Origin of the sequence: Azospirillum brasilense, from assembly GCF_001315015.1 — a bacterium.
Lineage (GTDB): Bacteria > Pseudomonadota > Alphaproteobacteria > Azospirillales > Azospirillaceae > Azospirillum > Azospirillum brasilense.
The window spans coordinates 1,598,604-1,623,536 of record NZ_CP012914.1; the positions used below are offsets into that span (position 1 = coordinate 1,598,604).

A 24,933-nucleotide genomic window follows, 5' to 3' on the forward strand; every position below is an offset into this window, starting at 1 on the left:
CTTCAGATGCTCGTATCAAATCAGACGCTTCAATCCCGGCCGCGCGGCGGACGGGATCCCGAACCGGCCTGGAACAGCGGCAGCAATTCGCTGAGCTGCTGCAGTTCGACCGATTTCAGGCCGGTGTCGCCGCGCCCCGGCTTCTTGCCGTTCCGTCTAGCCGGAAAGATCGCCGTTGAAAACCCCAGCTTCGCGGCTTCCTTCAGCCGGGCGTCGCTCTGGCCCACGGCGCGCACCTCGCCCGACAGGCCGATCTCGCCGAAGACCACGGCGTCGGCGGGCACCGGCTCCCCGGTCAGCGAGGAGACCAGCGCCGCGGCGACCGCGAGGTCGGCCGCCGGCTCGGTGATGCGCAGCCCGCCGGCCACGTTGAGATAGACGTCGTTGGCGCCGATCTGCACGCCGCAGCGCGCTTCCAGAACCGCCAGCACCATGGCGAGCCGCGCCGAGTCCCAGCCGACCACCGCGCGCCGCGGCGTGCCGAGCGGGGAGGGGGCGACCAGCGCCTGAACCTCGACCAGCACCGGGCGGGTGCCCTCCATGCCGGCGAAGACCGCGGCGCCCGACACGTCGCCGCGCCGTTCCGCCAGAAACAGGGCGGAGGGGTTGGCGACCTCGCCCAGCCCGCCGTCGGTCATCTCGAACACGCCGATCTCGTCCGTCGCGCCGAAGCGGTTCTTCACCGCGCGCAGGATGCGGAACTGGTGGCCGCGCTCGCCTTCGAAATAGAGCACCGTGTCCACCATGTGCTCTAGCACGCGGGGGCCGGCGATGGTGCCTTCCTTGGTGACGTGGCCGACCAGCAGCAGGACGCAGCCGCGCCGCTTGGCGACGCGGATCAGTTCCTGCGCGGAGGCCCGGACCTGGGCGACGGTGCCGGGGGCGCTGTCCAGATTGTCCACATACATGGTCTGGATCGAGTCGATGACGACCACCTCCGGCCCGTCGGTTCCGTCGAGCGAAGCGACGATGTCGCGCACGCTGGTCGCCGAGGCCAATTGGACCGGTGCGGCGGCGCAGCCCAGCCGGACGGCGCGCAGCCGCACCTGGTCCACTGCCTCTTCGCCGGAGACGTAGGCGCAGCGGTGTTCCTGCGACAGCCGGGCCATGGCCTGGAGGAGAAGGGTCGACTTGCCGATGCCGGGGTCGCCGCCGATCAGGATCGCCGATCCGGGGACGAGGCCGCCGCCGCAGACGCGGTCGAATTCCTCGATCCGGGTCATGCGGCGCGGCGGCGCCTCGCTGGACCCGGCCAGTCCCACAAAGTCCAGCCGGCGTCCGCGCGCCACGCCCAATCCCTTGGGGGCGGCTTCCGGAGCGGCTTCCTCGACGAGGGTGTTCCATTCGCCACAGGCGTCGCAGCGGCCCGCCCATTTCGGGAAGGACGCGCCGCAGGCCTGACAGACGTAGCGGGTGGTTGGCTTTGCCAAAGGTCCAGCGATGGGTTGGGCGATGGAAGGGGGTAGGCGCCCCACATATAGCAAGCTGACGTTCTAAATCCTATGGCAGAGGTGATAAAAAGCTGGGGCTTTTCTCGGCTGTTCCGGTGGTAGGTTCTGTCCCGGAACCACGATGAACAACGGATGTGAGGTGACACGGTGGCGGACAAGGACGCGCGGAAGATCCCGCTGCACGGCCCGGAGGAGTTCGAGGCGATTCGCAAGGCCGGGCGGCTGGCCGCGGCGACGCTCGACCACATCACGCCCCAGGTGGTGCCGGGGGTCAGCACGGGCCATCTGAACCGGCTGATCGAAACCTTCATGCGGGACAACGGCGCCATCCCTGCAACCCTCGGCTATCAAGGCTATCCGGCGGCGAGCTGCATCTCGCCGAACCATGTGGTGAATCACGGCATTCCGTCCGACGACAAGACGCTGGTCGACGGCGACATCGTGAACGTCGACGTGACGGTGATCCTGGACGGCTGGTACGGCGACACCAGCCGAATGTTCTTCGTCGGCGACAAGATCGGGGTGAAGGCGCGCAAGTTGGTCGACATCACCTATAAGGCGATGATGGCCGGCATCGCGCAGGCCAAGCCGGGCAACCATTTGGGCGACATCGGCCACGCCATCCAGACCCTGGCCGAGTCCCACCGCTACGGCGTGGTGCGCGACTTCGGCGGGCACGGCATCGGGCGGGTGTTCCACGACGCGCCGCATGTCGACCATTTCGGCAAGCGCGGCACCGGGGTTCTGCTGGTTCCCGGCATGGTCTTCACCATCGAGCCGATGCTCAACGCCGGCAAGCCGGACGTGAAGATCCTGTCGGACGGCTGGACCACCGTCACCCGCGACCGCTCCCTGTCCGCCCAGTTCGAGCATCAGGTCGGCATCACGGAGACGGGCTGCGAGATCTTCACCCTGTCGCCGGCGGGCTTCACCCAGCCGCCCTATGGGACGGTTGCCGGGGCCGACGCGGCATGAGCGGGGAGTTGAAGCCCTGGACGGTCCTGGAGCGCCGAACCCTCCTCGATGCCGGACCTTTCCTGAAGGTGCACGCCGAGACCATCGAGACGCCGGAGGGCCGGCGGGTGGAGAACTTCTATCAGGTCGAGCAGATGGACTTCGTCCAGATGTTCGTTGAGGATGAGGATGGGCGCGTCCTGATGCTGCGCACCTACAAGCATGGCCCGCGGCGCGTCAGCCAGACTTTTCCCGCCGGGGCCCTGAACCCCGGTGAGGATCCGCTGGCCGCGGCGAAGCGGGAGCTTCTGGAGGAAACCGGCTACGCCGCGGAGGACTGGACCGCGCTCGGCTCCTACGTGGTGCAGGGCAACCAGCGCGGTTGCGTCTGCCATATGTTCCACGCCCGTAACGCCCGGAAGGTGGCCGAGGCGGACTCCGGGGACCTGGAGGAAATGCGGTTGGAGCTGCTGACCCGTGCGGAGCTGTTCGCCGCGGCGGCAGCGGGCGATTACGCCCTGCTGCCGGTCATCGCCATGCTGGGCGCCGTTCTGCTGCCGGACCTGCGTGACAATCTCGCGCGGTCGGCGGTGCGTCCGGTGCCCTGACGGTCACTTTCCGTCGGTCGGGCCGGCGAAGAAATGGGCGAGCGCGTCGGCGGCTTCGAGCGACAGCTGGTTGTCGTTCTTGAGGAGCTGCTCGTGGGCGTTCTTGATCGTCTGCACCGTCTCTTCGTTGGTCAGCAGCCCCTTGGCTTGGAGCGTCTCCAGAATCTTGGCGCTCAGCATGAAGCTCGCGAAGGCCAGTCCGTTCGTGGTGATGTCCGCCATGCTCGTCTCTCCGATGGGACGCCGGCCTGTCGTGGCCGGCGTTCGTTCTGGCCGACCCTACCGGGCGGCAGGTTAATATTGCACGAACCGGCGCCGCGGCGCTTTACAGCGCCCGCACCTGCATCTTGATCGGTCCTTCGCCCCGGCCATGGACGAACTGGTCCACATAGGGGTTGCCGGAATGGTCGATGTCGTTGGCGTGGCCGGTCCAGATGATCCGGCCCTGGTAGATCATCGCCACGCGGTCGGCGATCTTGCGGGCCGAGGCCATGTCGTGCGTGATCGTGACGGCGGTGGCGCCGAGATCCTTCACGCATTTCACGATCAGCTCGTTGATCACGTCGGCCATGATCGGGTCGAGGCCGGTCGTCGGCTCGTCGAAGAAGATGATCTCCGGCTCGTCGGCGATGGCGCGGGCGAGGCCGACGCGCTTCTGCATGCCGCCCGACAGCTCCGACGGGAACAGCTCGCCCACCTCCGGGCCGAGTCCGACCGCGCCCATCTTGGCGATGGCGATGTCCTTGGCCTTGGCGCGCGGCATGTGCTCGCCCTGGATCAGGCCGAAGGCGACGTTCTCCCAGACCTTCAGGCTGTCGAACAGGGCGGCGCCCTGGAACAGCATGCCGAACTTGTGCAGCAGTTTCTCGCGCTCGCGCGGGCGCAGCTTCGTCGTCTCCTCGCCATCGACGCGGATGGAGCCGCTGTCCGGCGACAGCAGCCCGAGGATGCATTTCAGCATCACCGACTTGCCGGTGCCCGACCCGCCGATGACGACCAACGATTCGCCGCGCCCGACCTCCAGGTCGATGCCGTTGAGCACGACCTTCGGTCCGAACGCCTTGTGCACGTTCTTCAGCGAAATCTTCGGCGGATGAGCGGGGGGAACCTGGGACATGGAGTCGCTCACTTCGTCGAGAAGAAGATGCCGGTGATGAGGTAGTTCCACACCAGGATCAGGATGGAGGCCGACACCACCGCGTTGGTCGTCGCCGCACCCACGCCCTGGGCGCCGCCACGGGAATGGTAGCCGTGATAGCAGCCCATCAGCGACACCATGAAGCCGAACACCGCCGCCTTGACGAGGCCGGAAATCACGTCGACCGGTTCCAGGAACTCCCAGGTCCGGCCGATGTAGGAGGCTGGGTTGAAGTCCAGCCGGTAGACGCCGACCAGGAAGCCGCCAAACACACCGATGATGTCCGCCACCAGCACCAACAGCGGCAGCATGGCCAGCCCGGCGATCAGGCGGGGCGCCACCAGATACTTGAAGGGGTTGGTCGACAACGTCGACAGCGCGTCGATCTGCTCGGTCACGCGCATGGTGCCGATCTCGGCGGCCATCGCGGCGCCGATGCGCCCGGCGACCATCAGGCCGCCCAGCACCGGCCCCAGTTCGCGCGTCACCGACAGGGCAACCACCGTGGCGATGGCGCCCTCCGCCTGGAAGCGGGAGAAGCCGGAATAGCTCTGCAGCGCCAGCACCATGCCGGTGAACAGCGCGGTCAGCCCGACCACCGGCAGCGAGTAATAGCCGATGTCGATCATCTGGCGCAGGATCTGCCGTGGGTAGAACGGCGGACGCACGCAGTGCGACAAGGCGGCGCCGGTGAACATGGCGAGCTTTCCGGTGGCTTCCAGAAAGATCAGGAAGGCCCGTCCGGTGGCGGCAAGGAAACCCATCAAGCGACCTCAGGCGGCGGTGGGTCGCGGTAGACCCTGTGGTAACGCGCGCCCAGCGAGGTCAGGATCTCGTAGCCGATGGTGCCGCCCTCGCTCGCCACGGTGTCCACCGGGCGGTTCGGGCCGATCAGCTCCACCAGCCCGCCGGGCGTCACCGCCTCGTCGGGAAGGTGGCTGACATCCACCGTCACCAGATCCATCGAAACACGCCCAACCACCGGAGCGGCCACGCCGTTGACGAAGACATGGCCGCGCCCGCTGAGCGAGCGCAGATATCCGTCGGCATAACCCACTGCGATGGTTGCGATTTTTCCTCTCGCCGCAACGCGGTGCGTGGCACCGTAGCCAACGGTCATAGGGCTGTCAACGTTGCGCACCTGAAGCAGCCGGGCGTCGAGCCGGATGGTGTCCCGCATCGGGTTCGACGCGGCGGGCGTCGGGTTGACGCCGTAGAGTGCGCAGCCGGGCCGCACGAGGTCGAAATGGAAGGCCGTTCCGTGAAAGATCCCGGAGGAATTGGCGAAGCTCGCCTTGGCCGTGGGAAGCCGCCCGATCGCCGAACGGAAGCGTCCGAGCTGCTGGCTGTTCATCACCGAGTCTTCGTCGGCGCAGGCAAGGTGGGTCATCCACACCTGGACGTCCACCCCCTCCAGCCGGGAGAGGTCCCCGACCAGCGTGTCCAGCTCGTCCGGGCCGAGCCCGAGTCGGTTCATGCCGGTGTCGATGTGGACGACGGCGGGAAGGGCCGTTCCCTGCGCCTTGGCGTGGGCCTGCCACGCGGCGATGTCGCCCAGATGGTTCAGAACCGGAAGGATGCGGTGGGCCGTGAAGTCGGGTGCGGTGCCAGCGGGCAGGCCGCCCAGCGACAGCACGCGGGCCTCCGTCGGCGCCACGGCGCGCACCGCCAGGGCCTCATCGAACTGGGCGACCACGAAGGTCCGGCAGCCGGCAGCGGCGAGCGCCGGAACGACGCGCTGCACTCCCAGGCCATAGGCGTTCGCCTTGACCACGGCGGCGCACTCGGCGGGCGCCACCCGGTCGCGGAGCTGCGTCCAGTTGGCGACCACCGCACCGAGGTCGATGGTCAGAACGGCGCCGGCGCGTGCCAGCGGATCACTCAGTGGGGCCGAAGTCATGGGTCGTGTCGAGGTCGCCGAATCTGGTGAACTGGCCGTCGAAGAACATGCGGACGCTGCCGATCGGGCCGTGGCGCTGCTTGGCGATGATCGCCTCCGCGGTGTTGTGCACCTCGGCGTAGCGCTTCTGCCAGTTGGCGTAGCGGTCGTTGTACTTGTCCTCCGTCTCCTCCGGCCGGCGGGCCGGCTCGGCGCGCTCAAGATAGTACTGTTCGCGGTAAACGAACATCACCACGTCGGCGTCCTGCTCGATGGAGCCCGATTCGCGCAGGTCGGCGAGCTGCGGCCGTTTGTCCTCGCGCATTTCCACCGCGCGGCTGAGCTGGGACAGCGCCAGCACCGGCACCTCCAATTCCTTGGCGATGGCCTTCAGGCCGCGGGTGATCTCCGAGATCTCCTGCACGCGGTTCTCGTTGCCCTTGGTCGAGCCGCCGCGCAGGAGCTGGAGATAGTCCACCACCACCATGCCCAGACCGTGCGTGCGCTTCAGCCGGCGGCAGCGGGTGCGCACCGCCGCGATGGTCAGGGCCGGCGTGTCGTCCACGAAGAAGGGGACACGGCTGAGTTCCTGGCTGGCCGCCACGAATTTGGGGAAGTCGCTGTCCTTGATCTCGCCGCGGCGGATCTTGTCGCCCGACACCTCGGCCTCGCCGGCAAGGATACGGGTGGCGAGCTGCTCGGCCGACATTTCCAACGAGAAAAAGCCGACCGGCGCGCCCTCGCCGCCGTTGGTGCGCATGTGCGCCTTGGCGGCGTTGAAGGCGATGTTGGTGGCCAGCGCCGTCTTGCCCATGGAGGGGCGCCCGGCGAGGATGATGAGGTCCGACGGGTGCAGGCCACCCAACTTGCGGTCCATGTCGCGCAGGCCGGTGGTCACGCCGGTGACGTGGCTGGACCGCCGGAAGGCCGTCTCCGCCGTGGCGATGGCCGCCTTCAGCGACTCGGAGAAGGCGACGAAGCCGCCGCGCACGTCCCCGGTTGAGGCGAGGTCGAAGAGCTGCTTTTCCGCCGTCTCGATCTGGTCCATGGCGTCGATGTCGAGGTCGTGCTGATACGCCTCGTTCACCATGTCGGTGCCGACCTCGATCAACTGCCGCCGCAGGAAGAGGTCGTGGATCGTCTTGCCGTAATCGCCCGCGTTGACCACCGTCACGACGTTGGCGGCGAGCTGCGCCAGATAGCCGGCGCCACCATCCGGTGCCAATTCGACGTCGTTATCGAAATAGGCCTTCAGCGTCACCGGATTGGCGATCTGGCCGCGCTCCACCATCTTGGCAATGGCCGAGAAGATGCGCTGGTGCGCCGGGTCGTAGAAATGCTCGGCGCGCAGGAACTCGCCGACCTTCTCATACGCCTTGTTGTTCACCAGGATGGCGCCGAGCAGCGCCTGTTCGGCCTCCTCGTTGTGCGGCGGCGTGCGGTATTCCGCCGTCGGCTTCACGGCAGCGGCACGGGACAGCCCGCCGTCGAGGGGGCGCGGCTCGAAAAGCTGGGTGGTCTTGTCATCCATGGCGGCACTTTAGCAAAGGGCGGGACGCAAAGCTGTGCGATCGGGTTAAGGATACCCACATTCCTGTGAGTAACTTTTGCCCACAGCCGGTGAAAGCTGGGGGTAAGGCGGAATTCAAAAGTTCTATCAAGAGCTTGGGCCGGAGCAAAACCTGTGGGCCGATGTGGCGCGGACACCTCTGGTCAAGCGTTGCTGGCACCGACGTTCCGGCCGGTGCGCAGGGGGCGGGGCACGGCGTCGGCCAAGGCCGTTTCGGCGCGCTGCATGTAATCGCGGACGAGCGGAACGGCTCCCAGCGAGCGGGCGATCTGCATCTGGAAAACCATGTGCCCCTGGTAGCGGAAGCTGATCTCGGCCCCCGCCAGATAGAACTCCCACATCCGGCAGAAGCGCTCATCGTACATCGCGCGGGCATCTTCCCGCCGTGCCGCGAACCGCTCCCGCCAGTGGCGCAGCGTCTCGGCGTAGTGAAGGCGCAGAATCTCGACGTCGGTGTTCCACAGCCCGGCCTTTTCCACCGCCGGGATCACCTCCGACAGGGCGGGCGAGTAGCCACCGGGAAAGATGTATTTGCGGAACCACGGGTTGGTTGAGCCCGGTCCATCCGATCGGCCGATGGCATGAAGCAACGCGACCCCGTCCTCGGCCAGCAGGTCGCGCAGCTTGACGAAGAAGGCCGGATAATGAGGCACCCCGACATGCTCGAACATGCCGACCGAGACGATGCGGTCGAACCGGCCGTCCATCTGCCGGTAGTCGCGCAACTCGAAGCGGACCTGACCGGCCAGTCCGGCATGGGCCGCCCGCTCCCGCGCCACGGCGAGCTGTTCGCGGGATAACGTGATTCCGGTGACTTGGGCGCCGGTCATGCGGGCCAGATAGAGCGCCATGCCACCCCAGCCGCTGCCGATGTCCAGGACACGCATGCCCGGCTGAAGCAGCAGCTTAGCCGCGATGTGCCGTTTCTTGGCCTCCTGCGCCTCGTCCAGCCCAGTGTCCGGAGTGGGGAAGTATGCGCAGGAATATTGCAGGTCGCGGTCGAGGAACAGCTCGAAGAAGGACCGTGACAGGTCGTAATGATGGGCCACGTTGCGCTGCGACCGACGCAGGGGATTGCTCTGCTGGATGAGACGCAGCGCGGGTGAGAGGGCTTCTCGCAGATTGCCCAGGACGCCCTGGACATTGTCCGTCCCGGCGCTCAGCAGTGCCAGGAAATCATAGACCGAGCCACCTTCGATGGACAGGCGGCCGTCCATGTAGGCTTCGCCGAAGCGCAGACGCGGATTCACCACGAGGTCGCGGTGCAGCGCCTTGTCGTGCAGACGCAGCGTGAGGGTGGGCGTGCCGACCCCCACGCGGTGCCTCCGCCCATCGGCCCCGACGATGTCCAGAGCGCCGGCGGTCAGGGCCGGGCTGAGCAGGCGGGCAAGCAGCATCGCGCATCTCCTCATCCGTCGAACACGACTCGGTCTGGTTCCTTCGCCGCGAGCGAATCACCGGGAACGAGAGTCGGAGTTCGGAACGGGGAGAGGCAACCCACCGGACGGGGCAGGGGGCGGGGCGTCCGGCGCATCCGGAAGGGGGAGGGGCTGGATGTGGCGGAGTGCGGAAAACGGAAAAGCCGCCTCGCCCCTTTTGGGGGGCGGGCGGCTTCCGGACGAGCGGACTGGTCTCGTTGAGCGGGCGGTCAGCCCTCCTCGGAAACCTCGGCCTCGGCGGCCTCGGGGGCCTCCTCGATCTCGTCCTCGTCGTCGCGCAGGTCGGCCGCAGTGACCATGCCGCCGCGGGAACGCTGCAATTCAGCCTCTTCCTGCGAGCGGGCGACGTTCACCGTGACGGAGATGCTCACCTCAGGGTGCAGGACGACGCGCAGCTTGAACAGGCCCAGCGTCTTGATCGGAGTCTCGATCAACACCTGCTTGCGGTCGACCTTGTAGCCGGCGGCGTCGAGAGCGTCCGCGACGTCGCGCGGGGTCACCGAACCGTACAGCACCCCGGTCTCGCCGGCCTGACGGATCACGACGACCGACACGTCGTTCATCTTGGTCGCCACCTGCTCGGCGTCCTTGCGGCGCTCCAGGTTGACGGCCTCCAGATGGGCCTTCTGCTTCTCGAAGAACGCCATGTTCGCCTTGGTGGCGCGCATGGCCTTCTTCTGCGGCAGCAGATAGTTGCGGGCGAAGCCGGGACGCACCTTCACGACCTGGCCCATCTGGCCGAGCTTCTCGACCCGCTCCAGCAGAATAACTTCCATCACTCGTCCTCCTGATCGGGGCCGGCGGGCCGGAGACGGCGACGCAGCCCAATCCATTGCTCGATCATGCCCAGACCGACCATCAGCACGATCGGCCAACCGAAAAGAAACAGGAACATGTAGAACCCGATGAGGATCGGCAGCTTGGCCGATCGGCTTCGGGCGAACACATGCACCACCGAAAGCCCGGCAAAGGCGAATGGCAAGGCCAGGACCAGTGCGGCGTTGACCGCGAGGAACCCGACCGGATCCGACGCCAGCGAGGCCGCCACCATGGCCAGCAGGAACGCGGTGGCGAGCCACCGTGGCAGTTCCACATCGTCCAGCCGCATGGCGGGGCGCCGGTTGCGGCCGAACCGCATCAGGACGCCTTGCGCCAGGGCTCCGTTGACGATCGTCATGACGAGCCATGAGATCACCGCGAAGCCCGGCAACACCTCGGCCATCCAGATGTCCTGCGGATCCGGGGCCTGTTGACCCTGCGCGGAGAACATCTGGTCCGCCATGCGGCTCAGCGTTTCCCGCACCGCGCCCTCCAGCCCGCCGGGCTGATCGAGCGTCAGAACCGCGGCGCCCAGAAGGCCCGCCAGTCCCATTCCGGTCAGCGCCATCAGGAGCCGGCCCGGAGGATACCATTCAACACTCCCGTCGGGAGCCGTCCGCGCCAGCAGCGCCTGCCGCACCACCAGGATGACCGGGACAGCCGCGGTCACCAGATAGGCGAGAGACACCAGGACGCTGGACGACACCGCCAGGACCGCGACCGTTCCCGCCGCACCGGCGAGAAGGGAGGCGGTGGAGCCGAGCCACAGTCCCGCGAGGAACAGCGGCAGCGGCGCCAGATAGCCCAGGATCAGCGCCCCGAACCCGCCGAACAAAACGGCGAGGTAGAAGAAAGCGCTGACCACGCCGACACCGATGGCAGCCGCCAGAGGGGCGGCCAGGGGCGAGGCCATGGGATTGCCTTTGCCTGTTGTCCGCTTCGGGTCCTTACTTCACCACGTAGGGAAGCAGGGCCAGGAAACGGGCGCGCTTGATGGCGCGGGCGAGCTCGCGCTGCTTCTTCGCGGAAACCGCGGTGATGCGGCTCGGCACGATCTTGCCACGCTCGGAGATGAAGCGGGACAGGAGCTTGACGTCCTTGTAGTCGATCGCCGGGGCGTTCGCGCCCGAGAACGGGCAGGTCTTGCGGCGGCGGAAGAACGGACGGCGGGGACCGCCACCGGTGCGGGCCGGAGCGCCCGAGGTCTGCTTGTCGGACATTTAGGCGTTCTCCCCTTCGGCAACGGTGGGCTCCTGGCGGCGCGGCGGGCGCGGGCCACGATCGTCGAAGCGGCGCGGGCCACGGTCGCCGCGATCGCCGCGGTCACCACGCTCGCCGCGGCTCTGCATCATCACCGACGGGTTGGCGTCCAGCGCATCGACGCGGACGGTCATGAAGCGCAGCACGTCCTCGTTGATGCCCATGTTGCGCTCCATCTCGAGGACGGCGGCGGCGGGGGCGTCAAGGTTGAACAGGGTGTAGTGACCCTTGCGGTTCTTCTTGATCTTGTAGGTGAGCGTCTTCAGACCCCAGTATTCGGTCTTGGCGACCTGGCCGCCGTTGTCGCGAATGATCTGGGCGAACTGCTCGCCGAGCTGCTCGGCCTGGGCGGCCGAGATGTCCTGGCGCGCGATCAGCACGCACTCGTAAAGAGCCATCGTACTCCCCATGGCTGTTCATGGTCCGGCGCTGCACCCCGTCCCCTATGGATGGAATCAGCCGCCCGGGCCTAGCCGGCGGCACGCGGGCCACCGGCAAGGAGTTATGAAGCGGCGCAGTATGCACAAAAGCCCTATCCCGGCAAGCGGAAACACGAGCCGCCGGGCGATTCCGCCGTCGCCGTCGTCGACGGGGCTTGGAAAGGCCCTGTTCTCCATTCGCCCTTGCATCGCAGCAATGAAAAAATGCGGGAAATGCAACAGAAAGGCACCAATTCCAGCCCTTCAACGTTGAGCATCGCTTGACTTGCCCGAAAGGCCGGGTATGACTGTCGCCGAATTCAACGGCAGCGCCGCGGGTGGCGCGCCTTTTTACTAGGGTTCCCAGACAGCATGACCAGGGCGTTCGTCTTTCCGGGCCAGGGCAGCCAAGCCGTCGGCATGGGCCGTGAGCTGGCCGAGGCGTTCGAGGTCGCGCGGCTCACCTTTGAAGAGGTGGATGACGCGCTGAACCAGCGCCTGTCCCGCCTGATGTTCGAAGGCCCCGAGGCGGACCTGACGCTGACCGAGAACGCCCAGCCGGCCCTGATGGCCGTCAGCGTCGCCGTTCTGCGGGTGCTGAAGGACCAGGGCGGGCTCGACCTGACCAGGCACGCGGCTTTCGTCGCCGGCCATTCCCTCGGCGAATATTCGGCGCTGTGCGCCGCCGGCGCCTTCACGCTGGCCGACACCGCGCGCTTGCTGAAACTGCGCGGCCAAGCCATGCAGAAGGCGGTGCCGGTCGGGCAGGGCGCCATGGCCGCCCTGCTGGGCGCCGAACTGGAGCAGGCCCAGGCCATCGCCGCCGACGCCGCCAAGACCCCCGCGGGGCAGGACGAGGTCTGCACCGTCGCGAACGACAACTCGTCGGGTCAGGTGGTGATTTCCGGTCATGCCGAAGCCATTGAGCGCGCCATCGTGATCGCGGCGGAGCGCGGGCTGAAGCGCACCGTGCGCCTGCCGGTCAGCGCGCCCTTCCATTGCCCGCTGATGCAGCCCGCCGCCGACGCCATGGCCGAAGCCTTGGCCAACGTGACGATCGGCGCGCCGGCGGTTCCGGTGGTTGCCAACGTGACCGCGTCCGCCGTGTCGGACCCCAACGAGATCCGCCGCCTTCTGGTCGAGCAGGTGACCGGCATGGTTCGCTGGCGCGAGAGTGTGCTCTATATGAAGGAGCAGGGCGTCGACACCCTGGTGGAACTCGGCTCCGGCAAGGTGCTGTCGGGTCTCGCCAAGCGCATCGACAAGGAATTGGCCGGCACCTCCGTTCAGGGCCCGGCCGACGTCGAATCGTTCCTGAAGACCCTGTGAGGCATTCCATGTTCGACCTGACCGGAAAGAAGGCGCTGGTCACCGGCGCCTCGGGTGGCATCGGGGCGCAGATCGCCCGCGCGCTGCACGCTCAGGGCGCCACCGTCGCCCTGTCCGGCACCCGCGTCGCCCCGTTGGAGGCGCTCGCCGCCGAGCTGGGCGAGCGCGCCCTGGTGGTGCCCGGCAACCTTGCCGACGCCGCCGGAACCGAGCAGCTCGCCAAGGACGCGGAGGCCGCCCTCGGCCAGATCGACATCCTGGTGAACAACGCCGGCCTGACCCGCGACCAGCTGGCCATGCGCATGAAGGACGACGATTGGCAGTCGGTGCTGGACGTCAACCTGACCGCCGCCTTCCGCCTGTCGCGCGCCGTGCTGCGCGGTATGATGAAGCGCCGCTGGGGCCGCATCATCGGCATCACCTCGATCGTCGGCGTCACCGGCAATCCCGGCCAGGCCAACTACGCCGCCTCCAAGGCCGGCATGATCGGCATGTCGAAGTCGCTGGCCGCGGAAGTCGCGTCGCGCGGCATCACCGTGAATTGCGTCGCGCCGGGTTTCATCACCACGGCGATGACCGACGCCCTGAATTCCGAGCAGAAGGACAAGCTGCTCACCGCCATTCCTTCCGGCCGCATGGGCGAGCCGGGGGAAATCGCCGCCGGAGTCGTGTACCTGGCGAGCGATGAGGCCGCCTATGTCACCGGCCAGACGCTGCACATCAACGGCGGCATGGCCATGATCTGAGGCGGATTCGCTGCCTGAACCACAGGTTCGGACCGGTTCCCGCGGGCGCTGGTCAAGGCTCTAAAAATGTGTTATCGGACGGGGCTTTTTGTGGCAGGAAGGCACGCAGCCGCGTGTTGAGCCGGCCGAATTCGCCCGAGCGGTCTCAAGGATTGGAAGGTCTTAAAAAATGAGCGATGTCGCCGAGCGCGTTAAGAAGATCGTTGTGGACCACCTCGGGGTCGAGGAGTCGAAGGTGACGGAGAACGCCTCCTTCATCGACGATCTCGGCGCCGACAGCCTCGACACGGTCGAGCTGGTTATGGCTTTCGAGGAGGAGTTCGGCTGCGAGATTCCGGACGACGCCGCCGAGAAGATTCTGACGGTGAAGGACGCCATCGACTTCATCAAGGCGAACGCCGCCGCCTGATCAGGCGTGGCGCAAGAAGGCCAGGCAGCTTTTCCAAAGTGGCCTGGCCGTCGCTGAGTTTTCCGAGGAAAGGTCAAGGAATACCCCATGAGACGTGTCGTCGTTACCGGCCTTGGTCTGGTCACGCCGCTCGGTGTCGGCCACAAGCTCAACTGGGAGCGTCTGACCGCCAGCCAATCGGGCATTCGCGCCATCACGGGTTTTGACGCCTCCGATCTGGCCTCGAAAGTTGCCGGGCAGGTTCCGCGCGGGGATGGCGACGGGTTGTTCAACCCCGATGCCTTCGTTCCGCCGAAGGACCAGCGGAAGATGGACGATTTCATCATCTTCGCCATCGCCGCCGCCCACGAAGCGATCAAGGATTCCGGCTGGGTTCCCCAGACCGAGGAGGAGCGCGAACTCACCGGTGTCATGGTGGGCTCGGGCATCGGCGGCCTGCCGGGCATCGCCGATGGTGCGGTCACCCTGGCCGAAAAGGGGCCGCGCCGCATCTCCCCCTTCTTCATTCCGGCCTGCCTCATCAATCTGGCGTCCGGCCACATCTCCATCCAGCACGGCTTCAAGGGCCCGAACCACGCGGTGGTCACGGCCTGCTCGACCGGCGCGCACGCCATCGGCGACGCTTCGCGCCTGATCATGCTGGGTGACGCGGATGTGATGGTCGCCGGCGGCACGGAAGCGGCGGTCAGCCGCCTGGGCGTCGGCGGTTTCGCCGCCATGCGCGCCCTGTCCACGAATTTCAACGACACGCCGGAGAAGGCGTCGCGTCCCTACGACAAGGACCGCGACGGCTTCGTGATCGGCGAGGGTGCCGGTGTCGTCGTCCTCGAAGAGCTGGAGCACGCCAAGAAGCGCGGCGCCCACATCTATGCCGAGGTGGTCGGCTATGGCATGTCCGGCGATGCCTACCACATCTCCGCCCCGGCGGAGGACGGCAACGGCGGTTTCCGCGCCATGCGCAACGCGCTGAAGCGGGCCGGAATGGAGCCGTCGGACATCGACTATGTCAACGCGCACGGCACGTCGACGCCGCTGGGCGACGAGATCGAGCTGGGCGCGGTGAAGCGGCTGTTCGGCGCGGCGATGGACAACGTCGCCATGTCCTCCACCAAGTCGGCCATCGGCCACCTGCTGGGGGCTGCCGGTGCGGTCGAAGCGATCTATTCGATCAAGGCGATCAACCACAGCTTGGTTCCGCCGACGCTGAACCTCGAAAATCCTTCGGACAGCTGCCTCGGCGTCAACCTCGTTCCGAAGGTTGCGCAGGAGCGCCGTGTGCGGGCCGCGCTGTCGAACTCCTTCGGCTTCGGCGGCACCAACGCCTCGCTGATCTTCAAGGATTTCGCCTGAACGGCGAAGCATCGCGGAGACCGCCGATGGGTTGGGGCCTCCGAATCGCGGCGGGGGCGTTGACCGTCCTCACCGCGGGCAGCGGCTTGGCGTTCTGGGGTGCCCTCCGCGTGATGGCCCCCGGACCCCTTGAGCATGCCGAGACGGTGGTCGTCCCGCGCGGCAGCGGGCTCGAAGCGATCGCGCTGACCTTGGAGGATGCGGGGGTCGTCGACTCTCCGATCCTCTTCCTGTTCGCCGCAAAGCTCCGGGGACCATTGAAAGCGGGCGAATACGCCTTCCCGGCGGGGATCAGCGTCGACGGTGTGCTGGAGATGCTGCGCCAGGGCAAGACCGTGGTTCGCCGCTTCACGGTGCCGGAGGGGCTGACCTCCGCCCAGGTGGTGGCCTTGCTCGACGCCGAACCGGCGCTATCCGGCGAGTTGAAAACGGTTCCGAAGAACGGAACCGTACTCCCTGAAACCTATCATTATTCTTACGGCGATTCGCGCTCGGCCCTGGTCGAGCGGATGCAGCATGCCATGACCCAGGCGCTGAACGACGCCTGGAAGAATCGTGGTCCGGACCTGCCTTACGAGACTCCGGAGCAGGCGCTGACCATGGCGTCCATCGTGGAGAAGGAGACCGGCGTCGCCGCTGAGCGCGCCAAGGTCGCTGGGGTCTTCGTCAACCGCCTGGAGACCGGCATGAAGCTCCAGTCGGACCCGACCGTGATCTACGCGCTGACCGATGGTAGCGGGGAGTTGGGGCGGGCCTTGACCCGGAATGACTGGAAATTCGAGTCGCCCTACAACACCTACGTCGCGGCTGGGCTTCCGCCGGGCCCGATCGCCAATCCGGGGCGGGCGTCCATCCAGGCGGCTTTGCACCCGGAAAAGCACGACTTCCTGTATTTCGTCGCCGATGGCACCGGCGGGCATGTCTTTGCGAAGACTTTGCCGGATCACAACCGGAACGTCGCCAAATGGCGCGAAGTGCAGCGCCGGCAGTCGGGTGGTGCGGGCAACGGGGACACGCCGCAGGATTAGCGGTCCCCTGTTCCCGAACGGAAGGCCGACCCGAACGCAACGCACTCGGTCAGGCGGCGTTCGACGCCACCATTTCGAGGGCGACGACACCGCCCAGGGCGCCGTAGCTCTTGCGGGCGGCCCGCATCTTCTCCAGCGATTCCATGAGGCTTTCCTCGGCGAAACCAGGGGCGAGTTGCGCCAACTCCTGTTCCGTCAAGGCGATGAAGGCGTCTAAAAGGCGCGCGTGGATGCGGCACGCCTGGCGGACTTCATCGGCGACCATCGGTGCTGGCATGGTAGGCTCCCAATCACGGAATAAAGAGAAACACGGTCCGTCCGTGCGAGAGAATTCTGTCGGCTTGTGGTTAATAGAGCATTAAATGCAATTCATCTTCCGGATAGGAAGAAGAGTTACCACTTCAGACGAAAATGACGAAATTTGGACGATTTCGATTTTGGTATGTGACAGAGATAAGCTGGCTTTTGTGACTTTCGAATATTCGGTTTTGATCGATCCGGCGGCCCGTCGTCCGAGATGGGCGAGGGGCCGCCGGGAATTCATCGACGGATTTCCTTATCCAGGTTCAGCTCCGCCTTGGCGCCCTGGATGCGGGCGCGGTAGACCAGCATAGCCTCCATGACCCGCTGGACGTAGTTGCGGGTCTCGTAGATCGGGATCAGCTCCAGCCAGTCCACGGCGTCGACGGCTTCGCCGCGCGGGTCGCCGTAGGTGTCGATCCATTGACGCACGCGGGTCGGACCGGCGTTGTAGGCGGCGATGGCCATGATGTAGGAGCCGTTGAAGCGGTCGATCATGTCCGCCAGATAGGTCGAGCCGAGCCGCACGTTGTAGTCCGGGTCGCTGATCAGCTTGGCGTTGTCATGCTTGACGCCCAGCTTGCCGGCGACCAGCTGCGCCGTTCCGGGCATGAGCTGCATCAGGCCACGCGCTCCGGCCGACGACACCACGCGGGTGTTGAAGGTGCTTTCCTGCCGGATAATGGCGTGCACCAGGGCGATCTCCGGAGCGGACGGGCGGCTCTCGATCATCGGGTAGCCGGCTTCCACCAGGAACACGTCGTTCTGGGCGGCGTCCTTCGCGGCGGCGACGGCGAGGTCGCGGCGCCCGACCTCACGGGCCAGCTTGGCGGCCAGCACGTAATCCGCCGGCTCCTTGGCGTCAAGGCTGATGCGGCGCAGGAAGGCGGTCACCCGCTCGTCGGTGTTGCCCTCGATCTCGGCCAGCAGCTTGGTCACTCGCACCACCTCCCGCCGCTCGAAGGCGGTGGCGTCGGCGTTGGAGACGCGCGGTTCTGCGGGCAGGGCAATGCGCCCGTTCCCGGCGTGGCGGGCGGCAAGCTGGCCGTAGAAGGTCGTGCCAAACTGGGCGGCCTTGGCGTACCAGTCCTTGGCCTGCGCCGTCTGGCCCAGCGCCTCGGCCGCGCGTCCGCACCAGTAGGCGCCGCGCGCCTTGCTGATCGGCGCGCCGACGGAGCGGTAGAGCTTGTGGAAGTGGTTGAAAGCGCTCGACGGATCATCAAGGAAGCGCAGCGCCAGGAAGCCGGCGAGGAATTCCGCCTCCGCGGCACCGTTGCCCTCGGTCTGCCCGTGCGCCGTCACCAGACGGTAGGCGAGGTTGTGGTCGCCGTTCACCATGGCGCGGCGGGCCAGGATGTGGCGCTCGGTCCACCAGGCCTGCGGGCGGCCCATGTCCTTGGGCGCCTGGACGATGATCTCCAGCGCCCCCGCGTCGTCGCCCTTGCGGCGGCGGTAGCGGGCGCGGTCGAACAGCAGGCCCGGATCGTTGCGCAGGGAGGCGGGAACGCGCGCCAAGGCGGCGTCGGCGTTCCTGGCGTCACTGTCCAGCGCAATCCGCGCCTCGATCAGCAGATCGTAGGCTTCGTCGAAGAAGGGCAGCATGCGCCGCACCGCGGCTTCCTGACGCTCCCACAGCAGGCGGTCGATGCGCGCCTTATGCTCCTGCGGACGCAGATGGGAGCGGTAGCGGGCGAGGAACTGCTCCTCGTCCGCGGAGGTGAAGTTCGCCTCCACCCAGCGGTCGCGCACCATCCGGACCGCCCGCTCGGCGTTGCCGGTCGCCAGCAGCGTGTCGGCGTGGCGCATGAAGCCTTCGTTGGACAGGGGCGGGTACTGCTTGAACCAAGCCAGCACCCGGTCCTCGTCCAGGTCGATGGGCATCGCCTTTTCCGCCTGACGGCGAAGCTGCGCTTGGTTGGGCCAGTCGCCGTTCTCGCGGATGAAGGCGGCAATCTCGTCGAAGCTGCCGCCGCCGGGAGTCGCCAGGGCCATCCAGCGGATCACCTTGGCCGGCAGCTTGTTTGAGGCCTGGGCGGCGATGCGCAGCGCCTCGTCGTGCCGGTCGTTGTCGGCGGCCTTGAAGGCCTGCCGGTAGACGGCGAGGTCCTGCGCCGTCAGGCTGGCCGCCCCGGCGGGCTGGGCCAGCACGATCAGCCCCAGCAGGGCGGCGGCAATGGCGGAACGGGTGGCATGTCGGATGATCATCCGGGCGCTCTTGCTCGGGGGAACGGGTGCGGCTAAGGTGCGCGACACTTTTCTTGTAGTCCGTCGGAGGTGGCAGGCATGTTGTACGGTTCCATCGTCGCTCTTTTGACCCCGTTTAAAAACGGGAAAGTGGACGAGGCCGCCTTCCAGTCCTTCGTCGAGTGGCAGGTTGCGCAGGGCACCCACGGTCTCGTGCCTTGCGGCACCACGGGCGAGTCGCCCACCCTCTCCCACGAGGAGCACAACCGGGTCGTCGAGCTGTGCATCGAGGCCGCGGGCGGGAAGGTTCCGGTCGTCGCCGGCACCGGGTCGAACTCCACCGAGGAGGCGATCTCGCTGACCCAGCACGCCAAGAAGGCCGGCGCCACCGCGGCGCTGGTCGTCACGCCCTATTACAACAAGCCGACGCAAGAAGGTCTGTACCAGCATTTCAAAGCGATCCATGACGCGGCGGATTTGCCGATCGTTATCTACAACATTCCCGGCCGCAGTGTCGTGGATATGTCGGTGGCAACGATGGCCCGCCTCGCCAAGCTGCCGAACATCATCGGCGTGAAGGACGCCACGGCCGATCTGGCCCGCCCGGTCCGCCTGCTGCAGGAGGTCGGTCCCGACTTCATCCAGCTCTCGGGCGAGGACGCGACGGCGCTGGCCTTCAACGCGCAGGGCGGTGTCGGCTGCATCTCGGTGACGGGGAACATCGCGCCGGCCCAGTGCGCCGCGATGCAGGACGCTTGGCGGAAGGGCGATCTCGCCACCGCCTACAAGTACCGCGACCTGCTGACCCCGCTGCACGATTCCATGTTCGTGGAGACGAGTCCGGCCCCGGTGAAATACGCCGCCAGCCTGCTCGGCAAGTCCTCGGACGAGGTCCGCCTGCCGATGGTCGCCGCGTCGGAGAGCACGCGGACCACGGTCCGCGACGCGATGAAGAAGGCCGGGCTGCTGTCCTAAGGGACGGCAGCACCCCGCCCCAGGGAAGGAGGATACGTGGCCGCCCGCGAGCCCGAACCAAGGCGCATGGCGGCACAGAACCGCCGCGCACGCTTCGACTATTTCATCGAAGACACCCTGGAGGCCGGTCTGATCCTGACCGGCACCGAGGTGAAGTCGTTGCGCGGTGGCCGTGCCAGCATCAACGAGGCGTACGCCGGCCTCAAGAACGGGGAACTGTACCTGTTCAACGCCTACATCCCGGAATACGGGCAGGCGGGACGCTGGCTTCAGCACGAGACCAAGCGCCCGCGCAAGATGTTGGTGCACCGCCGCGAGCTGAGCAAGCTCATGGGCGCCATCAAGCAAAAGGGGATCACGCTGATCCCGATGACCGTCTACTTCAACGACCGCGGCATCGCCAAGGTCGAGGTCGGCCTCGCCACTGGCAAGAAGAAGCATGACAAGCGCGAGTCCGAGAAGGAACGGTCGTGGCAGCGCGACAAGGCGCGCTTGATGCGCGACAAGGGTTGAGGAACCAGAGGATAAAGGGAAAGAGCCTGTGAGCCGACTGTCCAACCGCGCGACCGACCGCGATTCCGCCGTGGCCGGCGTCGCCGCGGAGGCCCTGGCCGACCGCCGCCCGCAGGGCCGCATCCTGGTGGCCGGCGACACCGACGGCGCCATGGAAGAGGCCCTGACCGAGGGCAGGGCGGAGGTCGTCTCCTGGCACCGTCTGGGGGTGGACGGCAAGCCGGCCACGCCCTGGCCGGCGGACGGCGCCTTCGACGGCGCGGTCCTGCGCCTGCCGCGCGGCTGGGCCGCCTTCGAAATGGCTCTGCACGCCCTGGCCGCCCGCCTGCCGGCGGGGGCGCCGCTGTGGATCGCCGGCAGCAACGACGAGGGCATCACCTCCGCGCCGAAGCGCTTCGACGGACTGGCGGAAGGCGTGGAGACGCTGACCATCAAGCGCCGCGCCCGCCTGCTGGAAACCCGCCGAACCAGCGATGCGGCCAAGGGCAATCTGGAGGATTGGCGGGAGACCGTCGCCCTGCCGCTGCCAGGGCGCGACGGGGCGCTGGATCTCGTGTCCTACCCCGGCCTGTTCGCCCATGGCCGTCTCGACACCGGCACGGAATGCCTGCTCCAGGTCCTGCCGGAGATCGCGGCCGGCACGGCCGTCCTGGACTTCGGCTGCGGCGCCGGGGTGATTGCGCGAGCGGTGCGCGAGCGCACGCCGGACGCCCGGTTGACCCTGCTGGACATCGACGCGGTGGCGCTGCACGCCGCCCGCCAGAACGTGCCGGACGCGGAATGCGTGCTGAGCGACGGCCTGACCGGGCTCGGCACGCGCGAACGCTTTGGACTGATCGTCTCTAACCCGCCGCTCCACCGCGGCAAGGACGAGGATTTCGGGATGCTGGAGGCGCTGGTCACCGGCACCAAGCAGTATCTGAAGCTGCGCGGCTCGCTGGTCGCGGTGACCCAGCGGACGGCGGGGGTGGGCAAGCTGTTCAAGACGGCCTTCGGCCATGCCGATCTGCTGCTGGAAACGCCGCAGTTCCAGGTGTGGAAGGGCACGCCGAAGTAATCAGCGACGATCGCCACGCAGGTCCGACGGGTTCGCGCCCGTAACGGCCCGAACCCGTCGGGCGAAGTGGGAGCGGGAGGTGTAGCCAACGGCCTCCGCCGCTTCCTGCACGGACAGCCGGTTCCTTTCCAGCAACCGACGGGCGTGAGCGACACGCTCCTCCGTCAGGATGCGCCGTACGGAGGCGTCTTCATCGGCAAGGCGTCGGCGCAAGGTCCCCGTGCTGAGGCCCATCTCGACAGCGACGCTCCTGGCTGTCCAAGGCTGGTCGGGATAGGCGCGGACCAATTGGCGGACCGCGTCGGCCGTGCCACCGGGCATTCCGTGTCCGAGCCACCACACACAGGCGTCCAGAAGGGCCAGCAGGACTTCCATGCAGCGGTGCTCGACGAGGCGTGGGCTGAGTGCGGCACCCGCGGCCAAGCCGGCGGCGGCGTGCTCCACCGCGCTGGCCAGAGCGGGCGTGAGGGGCACACGGAAGTCGCGCGGATGCTGCCGGGTGCCGACCCGTGCGGTGGGATGGGCGTCGAGAAGCCGCCGGACCATGTCCCCCGGGAATTCCAGGATCAAGGCGCGGTAATGCCCGGTCGCCACGCTCGGGGCGTTCACCACCGTGCCGATCCAACCGGGCGGCAGAAGCATCGCCGAACCCTTCGGAAACTGGTGGGTGCCGCGGGTGTCGGTGACCTCCTTGGCACCGTCGATCACCACGATCAAGGCCGTGCGTTCTATGCGGACATCCGTGATGCGTTCGTGGTCGCGGGCCACGAACGCCCACAGTTCGGGACGGTGCGGGCGATCGCCGGAGCCCGGTCGGAGATCGCGGGCGGCGTAGCGGGACAATGCAGGAAGGAGGTCCGGTCTCATGGCGGCGTCCAGTCTAGGAGGCGCCGGGACGCGCGGGCAAGGTCCGCAGCGCCCCATCTGCACGCTCATCGACCGTAACGCGCGGTCAGCGTGGCCTTTTCCAGGCGGTTGGCGTTCAGTAGAAAGCCGACCATGGCGCCCGACGAGTTCGCGTCGAGCGGAAGGCTGTCCGTCTTCAATGCATGGACGGTGAAGACGTAGCGGTGCGGTGGGTCGCCGACCGGCGGACAGGCACCGCCGTAGCCCGGCGTACCGAAGTCGGTGCGGCTTTGCAACGCTCCGGCCGGAAGCAATCCGGTGTCCGGATTTCCAGCCCCGGCCGAGAGCCGCAGGGTGGTGGCGGGAAGGTTAAAAACGATCCAATGCCACCAGCCGCTGCCTGTCGGCGCATCGGGGTCGTAGGCGGTGACAGCGAAGCTGCGCGTGCCGGCCGGTGCGTCCTTCCAGGCCAACGCTGGCGAGAGATTTTCCCCTGTGCAGCCGAAGCCGGCGAAGACATGCCGCTCGCCCAGAGGCGCCCCGTCCTTGATGTCAGGGCTGGTCAGCTCGAAAGCGGCGGCCGGGGCGGCGCCCATGGCAAGGATGGCGGCGAGCAGGAGAGCGGAACGATTGTGCATGAGGAAACTCCATCGGTCGGCGATGGCCACATGCTATAAAAGCGTCCGCACACCCGTGCGCCCGAACAGCTCAAAGACGAGCCCGAACGGCTCAGCCTTCCCTCAACCGCCGCGCCGCGTCCACGGCGCCGTAGGTCAGAATGGCGTCGCAGCCGGCGCGCTTGAAGCCGGTCAGGGTCTCCAGCAGGGCCTTGTCGTAATCAAGCCAGCCGTTCTGCGCAGCGGCGCGCAGCATCGCGTATTCGCCGGAGACGTGGTAGGCGAAGGTCGGAACCGCGAAGGTGTCTTTGACCCGGCGGATGACGTCGAGATAGGGCAGACCCGGCTTCACCATCACCATGTCCGCCCCTTCCTGCAGGTCGAGGGCGACCTCGTGCAGGGCCTCGTCGGTGTTGGCGGGGTTCATCTGGTAGGTCTTCTTGTCGCCCTTCAGGAAACCGCCGGAATTCACCGCGTCGCGGAACGGGCCGTAGAAGGCCGATGCGTATTTGGCGGCGTAGGAGCACAGCCGCACCAACTCATGCCCATGGCTGTCCAGCCGGTCGCGGATCAGGCCGATGCGGCCGTCCATCATGTCCGAAGGGGCGACGATGTCCACGCCGGCGTCGGCCTGCGACAGCGCCTGCCGGGCCAGAACCTCGACCGTCTCGTCGTTCTGGATGTAGCCGTCGCGCATCAGCCCGTCGTGGCCGTGGGTGGTGTAGGGGTCCAGCGCCACATCCCCCAGGATGCCGACATGCGGCACCGCGGCCTTCAGCGCACGGATGGCGCGGTTCATCAGGTTGTCGGGGCGGTAGGCCTCCGCCGCGTCCTCCGACTTGCCCTCGGCGCCCACGACCGGGAACAGGGCGACGCAGGGGATGCCGAGGTCGCCGGCCGCGGCCACCGCCTCGGTCAGCAGGTCGATGGTCAGACGTTCCACGCCGGGCATGGAGGCCACGGGCACCCGCTGGTTCTGCCCCTCGATGACGAAGACCGGCCAGATCAGGTCGTCCACGGTCAGGCGGTTTTCGGCGACGAGGCGGCGGGTCCAGGCGTCGGCGCGGTTGCGGCGCAGCCGGGTGCGCGGGAAGGACGCCGGGGACCGGAAATGCGAAGCGGACATGCGGGGACCTGATGTGCTCTTAAAACTTGCGGCGCGATCCTACGCCGCAAGGCCGCCGTGACTCAAGCCGCACCGCTCACAGGTCTGAATCCCGAGTCCTGCATCTCCATGACCCAGCGATGGCCGTCCTTGCGCCATTGCGAGACGAGGCCGCCGGTGAAGGCCGCCCCTTCCCAGGACCGCACCTCGAAGGTGACGCGCGGCGGTTCGATGGCGATGAGGTTGTAGGCGTTGGCCTCGTTGCGCAGCCGCGTGGAGGTTGCGGTGGAGGCCTGGGCGACCAGGATGGAGCGGGCCACCTGGGTGTGGTGGGTCATGATGTCGCCGGAATAGGCGCGGTGCAGGTGCCCGGCCAGCAGCAGGTCCACCCCGCAGCTTTCCAGCGCCGGCAGGGCCAGCTTGTGCCGCCCGACCAGCTTCGTCTTCGGCGCATCGGGCGGCGGCAGGAAGGGGTGGTGGGTAAACAGCACCTTGAAGACGGTGTCGGGCACCTCGCAGAACACCTCCCGCACGCGCTTGATCTGCGCCTTGTTCATGCGCCCTTCGGAGAAATCCGTGATGACCGAGCGCGCCGTGTTGATCCCCAGAACGGCGATTTCCGAATCGATGTGGAAGGGGCTGAGGTCTTTGGTGATGTAGCGCTTGTAGTTTCCGAACGGGTCGAGGAAGCGGCGCACCACGTTGTAGACCGGGATGTCATGGTTGCCCGGCACGACCAGATAGGGGAAGGGCAGCTTTTCCAGAAAGGCCCGCGCCTCCAGGAAATGGCGGGCCTTGGCGCGCTGGACCAGATCGCCGGAGATGACGATCAGGTCGGGCCGCGCCGCCGTCAGGTCGGCCAGCAGGCCGTCGACCACCAGCGGGTCGATCCGCCCGAAATGCAGATCCGAGATATGGGCGAGCTTCTTCACGACAC

27 protein-coding genes are annotated in these 24,933 nt (G+C 67.2%); 10 read left to right on the forward strand and 17 right to left on the reverse strand.

Going from position 1 to position 24,933, the window contains the following annotated elements:
- Window positions 1-29: 29 nt before the first annotated feature.
- Window positions 30-1,430 carry a DNA repair protein RadA gene (gene radA / locus AMK58_RS07335; protein WP_035673586.1) on the reverse strand — a complete coding sequence of 467 codons (1,401 nt, stop codon included), beginning with the start codon at window positions 1,428-1,430 and terminating at the stop codon, window positions 30-32.
- Between the two features lie 168 nt (window positions 1,431-1,598).
- Between radA and map the strand changes: the two genes are divergently transcribed.
- Complete coding sequence (gene map / locus AMK58_RS07340) at window positions 1,599-2,426, forward strand: type I methionyl aminopeptidase (protein WP_035673589.1); 828 nt, start codon at window positions 1,599-1,601, stop codon at window positions 2,424-2,426.
- The gene (locus tag AMK58_RS07345) at window positions 2,423-3,013 is read left to right on the forward strand and encodes an NUDIX hydrolase (RefSeq protein ID WP_035673592.1); all 591 of its coding nucleotides are present in this window, start codon (window positions 2,423-2,425) and stop codon (window positions 3,011-3,013) included. Before map ends, AMK58_RS07345 begins: the two co-directional genes overlap by 4 nt.
- 3 nt (window positions 3,014-3,016) lie before the next feature.
- On the opposite strand, the gene AMK58_RS07350 is transcribed toward AMK58_RS07345, so the two are convergent.
- From AMK58_RS07350 to rpsF, 10 genes are all read right to left on the reverse strand, one after another.
- Window positions 3,017-3,235, reverse strand: coding sequence for a hypothetical protein (locus AMK58_RS07350; protein WP_035673594.1), 219 nt, complete (start codon window positions 3,233-3,235; stop codon window positions 3,017-3,019).
- A gap of 103 nt (window positions 3,236-3,338) precedes the next feature.
- Entirely contained in the window at window positions 3,339-4,130 is a 792-nt protein-coding gene (locus AMK58_RS07355) for an ABC transporter ATP-binding protein (protein WP_035673597.1), read from the reverse strand.
- 8 nt (window positions 4,131-4,138) lie between these two features.
- The gene (locus AMK58_RS07360) at window positions 4,139-4,915 is read right to left on the reverse strand and encodes an MlaE family ABC transporter permease (RefSeq protein WP_014240372.1); all 777 of its coding nucleotides are present in this window, start codon (window positions 4,913-4,915) and stop codon (window positions 4,139-4,141) included.
- A complete protein-coding gene (gene alr, locus AMK58_RS07365; RefSeq protein ID WP_035673599.1) occupies window positions 4,915-6,051 on the reverse strand; it encodes an alanine racemase in 1,137 nt (378 codons plus the stop codon). Before alr ends, AMK58_RS07360 begins: the two co-directional genes overlap by 1 nt.
- The gene (locus AMK58_RS07370; protein ID WP_035673601.1) at window positions 6,029-7,561 is read right to left on the reverse strand and encodes a replicative DNA helicase; all 1,533 of its coding nucleotides are present in this window, start codon (window positions 7,559-7,561) and stop codon (window positions 6,029-6,031) included. Before AMK58_RS07370 ends, alr begins: the two co-directional genes overlap by 23 nt.
- A gap of 182 nt (window positions 7,562-7,743) precedes the next feature.
- Window positions 7,744-8,997: an SAM-dependent methyltransferase gene (locus AMK58_RS07375; RefSeq protein ID WP_051140227.1), complete on the reverse strand. Its 1,254-nt coding sequence runs from the start codon at window positions 8,995-8,997 to the stop codon at window positions 7,744-7,746.
- A 251-nt stretch (window positions 8,998-9,248) separates the two neighbouring features.
- Window positions 9,249-9,815, reverse strand: coding sequence for a 50S ribosomal protein L9 (rplI, locus tag AMK58_RS07380; protein WP_035673606.1), 567 nt, complete (start codon window positions 9,813-9,815; stop codon window positions 9,249-9,251).
- The gene (locus AMK58_RS07385; RefSeq protein ID WP_035673610.1) at window positions 9,815-10,771 is read right to left on the reverse strand and encodes a DUF2232 domain-containing protein; all 957 of its coding nucleotides are present in this window, start codon (window positions 10,769-10,771) and stop codon (window positions 9,815-9,817) included. The genes rplI and AMK58_RS07385 overlap by 1 nt, the downstream gene beginning before the upstream one ends.
- A gap of 34 nt (window positions 10,772-10,805) precedes the next feature.
- Window positions 10,806-11,078, reverse strand: a complete 273-nt coding sequence (rpsR, locus tag AMK58_RS07390; protein WP_014240379.1) for a 30S ribosomal protein S18 — start codon at window positions 11,076-11,078, stop codon at window positions 10,806-10,808.
- On the reverse strand, window positions 11,079-11,516 hold the full coding sequence (gene rpsF / locus AMK58_RS07395; protein ID WP_035673612.1) for a 30S ribosomal protein S6: 438 nt from the start codon (window positions 11,514-11,516) through the stop codon (window positions 11,079-11,081). It lies immediately after the preceding gene.
- 393 nt (window positions 11,517-11,909) lie between these two features.
- Between rpsF and fabD the strand changes: the two genes are divergently transcribed.
- The 5 genes from fabD to mltG all read left to right on the forward strand — a co-directional run bounded on the left by fabD (window position 11,910) and on the right by mltG (window position 16,399).
- Window positions 11,910-12,866 carry an ACP S-malonyltransferase gene (gene fabD / locus AMK58_RS07400; RefSeq protein ID WP_035673614.1) on the forward strand — a complete coding sequence of 319 codons (957 nt, stop codon included), beginning with the start codon at window positions 11,910-11,912 and terminating at the stop codon, window positions 12,864-12,866.
- A gap of 8 nt (window positions 12,867-12,874) precedes the next feature.
- On the forward strand, window positions 12,875-13,612 hold the full coding sequence (gene fabG, locus AMK58_RS07405; protein ID WP_014240382.1) for a 3-oxoacyl-[acyl-carrier-protein] reductase: 738 nt from the start codon (window positions 12,875-12,877) through the stop codon (window positions 13,610-13,612).
- A 169-nt stretch (window positions 13,613-13,781) separates the two neighbouring features.
- Window positions 13,782-14,021 carry an acyl carrier protein gene (locus AMK58_RS07410; RefSeq protein WP_014240383.1) on the forward strand — a complete coding sequence of 80 codons (240 nt, stop codon included), beginning with the start codon at window positions 13,782-13,784 and terminating at the stop codon, window positions 14,019-14,021.
- A gap of 87 nt (window positions 14,022-14,108) precedes the next feature.
- Window positions 14,109-15,371 (forward strand): beta-ketoacyl-ACP synthase II, encoded by a 1,263-nt coding sequence (gene fabF / locus AMK58_RS07415; protein ID WP_035673701.1) that lies wholly within the window; start codon window positions 14,109-14,111, stop codon window positions 15,369-15,371.
- A 26-nt stretch (window positions 15,372-15,397) separates the two neighbouring features.
- Complete coding sequence (gene mltG / locus AMK58_RS07420; RefSeq protein ID WP_035673704.1) at window positions 15,398-16,399, forward strand: endolytic transglycosylase MltG; 1,002 nt, start codon at window positions 15,398-15,400, stop codon at window positions 16,397-16,399.
- A gap of 49 nt (window positions 16,400-16,448) precedes the next feature.
- On the opposite strand, the gene AMK58_RS07425 is transcribed toward mltG, so the two are convergent.
- Window positions 16,449-16,676 (reverse strand): hypothetical protein, encoded by a 228-nt coding sequence (locus AMK58_RS07425; protein ID WP_035673707.1) that lies wholly within the window; start codon window positions 16,674-16,676, stop codon window positions 16,449-16,451.
- 263 nt (window positions 16,677-16,939) lie between these two features.
- Window positions 16,940-18,904 (reverse strand): lytic transglycosylase domain-containing protein, encoded by a 1,965-nt coding sequence (locus AMK58_RS07430; protein ID WP_035673708.1) that lies wholly within the window; start codon window positions 18,902-18,904, stop codon window positions 16,940-16,942.
- 78 nt (window positions 18,905-18,982) lie between these two features.
- Between AMK58_RS07430 and dapA the strand changes: the two genes are divergently transcribed.
- The 3 genes from dapA (at window position 18,983) to AMK58_RS07445 (ending at window position 21,428) form a co-directional block, all read left to right on the forward strand.
- A complete protein-coding gene (gene dapA / locus AMK58_RS07435; protein ID WP_035673710.1) occupies window positions 18,983-19,858 on the forward strand; it encodes a 4-hydroxy-tetrahydrodipicolinate synthase in 876 nt (291 codons plus the stop codon).
- A gap of 66 nt (window positions 19,859-19,924) precedes the next feature.
- Window positions 19,925-20,371 (forward strand): SsrA-binding protein SmpB, encoded by a 447-nt coding sequence (gene smpB, locus AMK58_RS07440; protein WP_035673712.1) that lies wholly within the window; start codon window positions 19,925-19,927, stop codon window positions 20,369-20,371.
- Between the two features lie 28 nt (window positions 20,372-20,399).
- Entirely contained in the window at window positions 20,400-21,428 is a 1,029-nt protein-coding gene (locus AMK58_RS07445; protein ID WP_059398776.1) for a class I SAM-dependent methyltransferase, read from the forward strand.
- Here AMK58_RS07445 and AMK58_RS07450 read toward each other — a convergent pair whose 3' ends face one another.
- The 4 genes from AMK58_RS07450 to AMK58_RS07465 all read right to left on the reverse strand — a co-directional run bounded on the left by AMK58_RS07450 (window position 21,429) and on the right by AMK58_RS07465 (window position 24,928).
- Entirely contained in the window at window positions 21,429-22,295 is an 867-nt protein-coding gene (locus tag AMK58_RS07450) for a helix-turn-helix transcriptional regulator (protein ID WP_035673728.1), read from the reverse strand. It lies immediately after the preceding gene.
- Between the two features lie 65 nt (window positions 22,296-22,360).
- Window positions 22,361-22,942 carry a YbhB/YbcL family Raf kinase inhibitor-like protein gene (locus AMK58_RS07455; RefSeq protein ID WP_417890648.1) on the reverse strand — a complete coding sequence of 194 codons (582 nt, stop codon included), beginning with the start codon at window positions 22,940-22,942 and terminating at the stop codon, window positions 22,361-22,363.
- Between the two features lie 61 nt (window positions 22,943-23,003).
- Window positions 23,004-24,017 carry a porphobilinogen synthase gene (gene hemB / locus AMK58_RS07460; RefSeq protein WP_035673731.1) on the reverse strand — a complete coding sequence of 338 codons (1,014 nt, stop codon included), beginning with the start codon at window positions 24,015-24,017 and terminating at the stop codon, window positions 23,004-23,006.
- 62 nt (window positions 24,018-24,079) lie between these two features.
- Complete coding sequence (locus tag AMK58_RS07465) at window positions 24,080-24,928, reverse strand: metallophosphoesterase family protein (protein WP_035673734.1); 849 nt, start codon at window positions 24,926-24,928, stop codon at window positions 24,080-24,082.
- Between the last annotated feature and the right edge of the window lie 5 nt (window positions 24,929-24,933).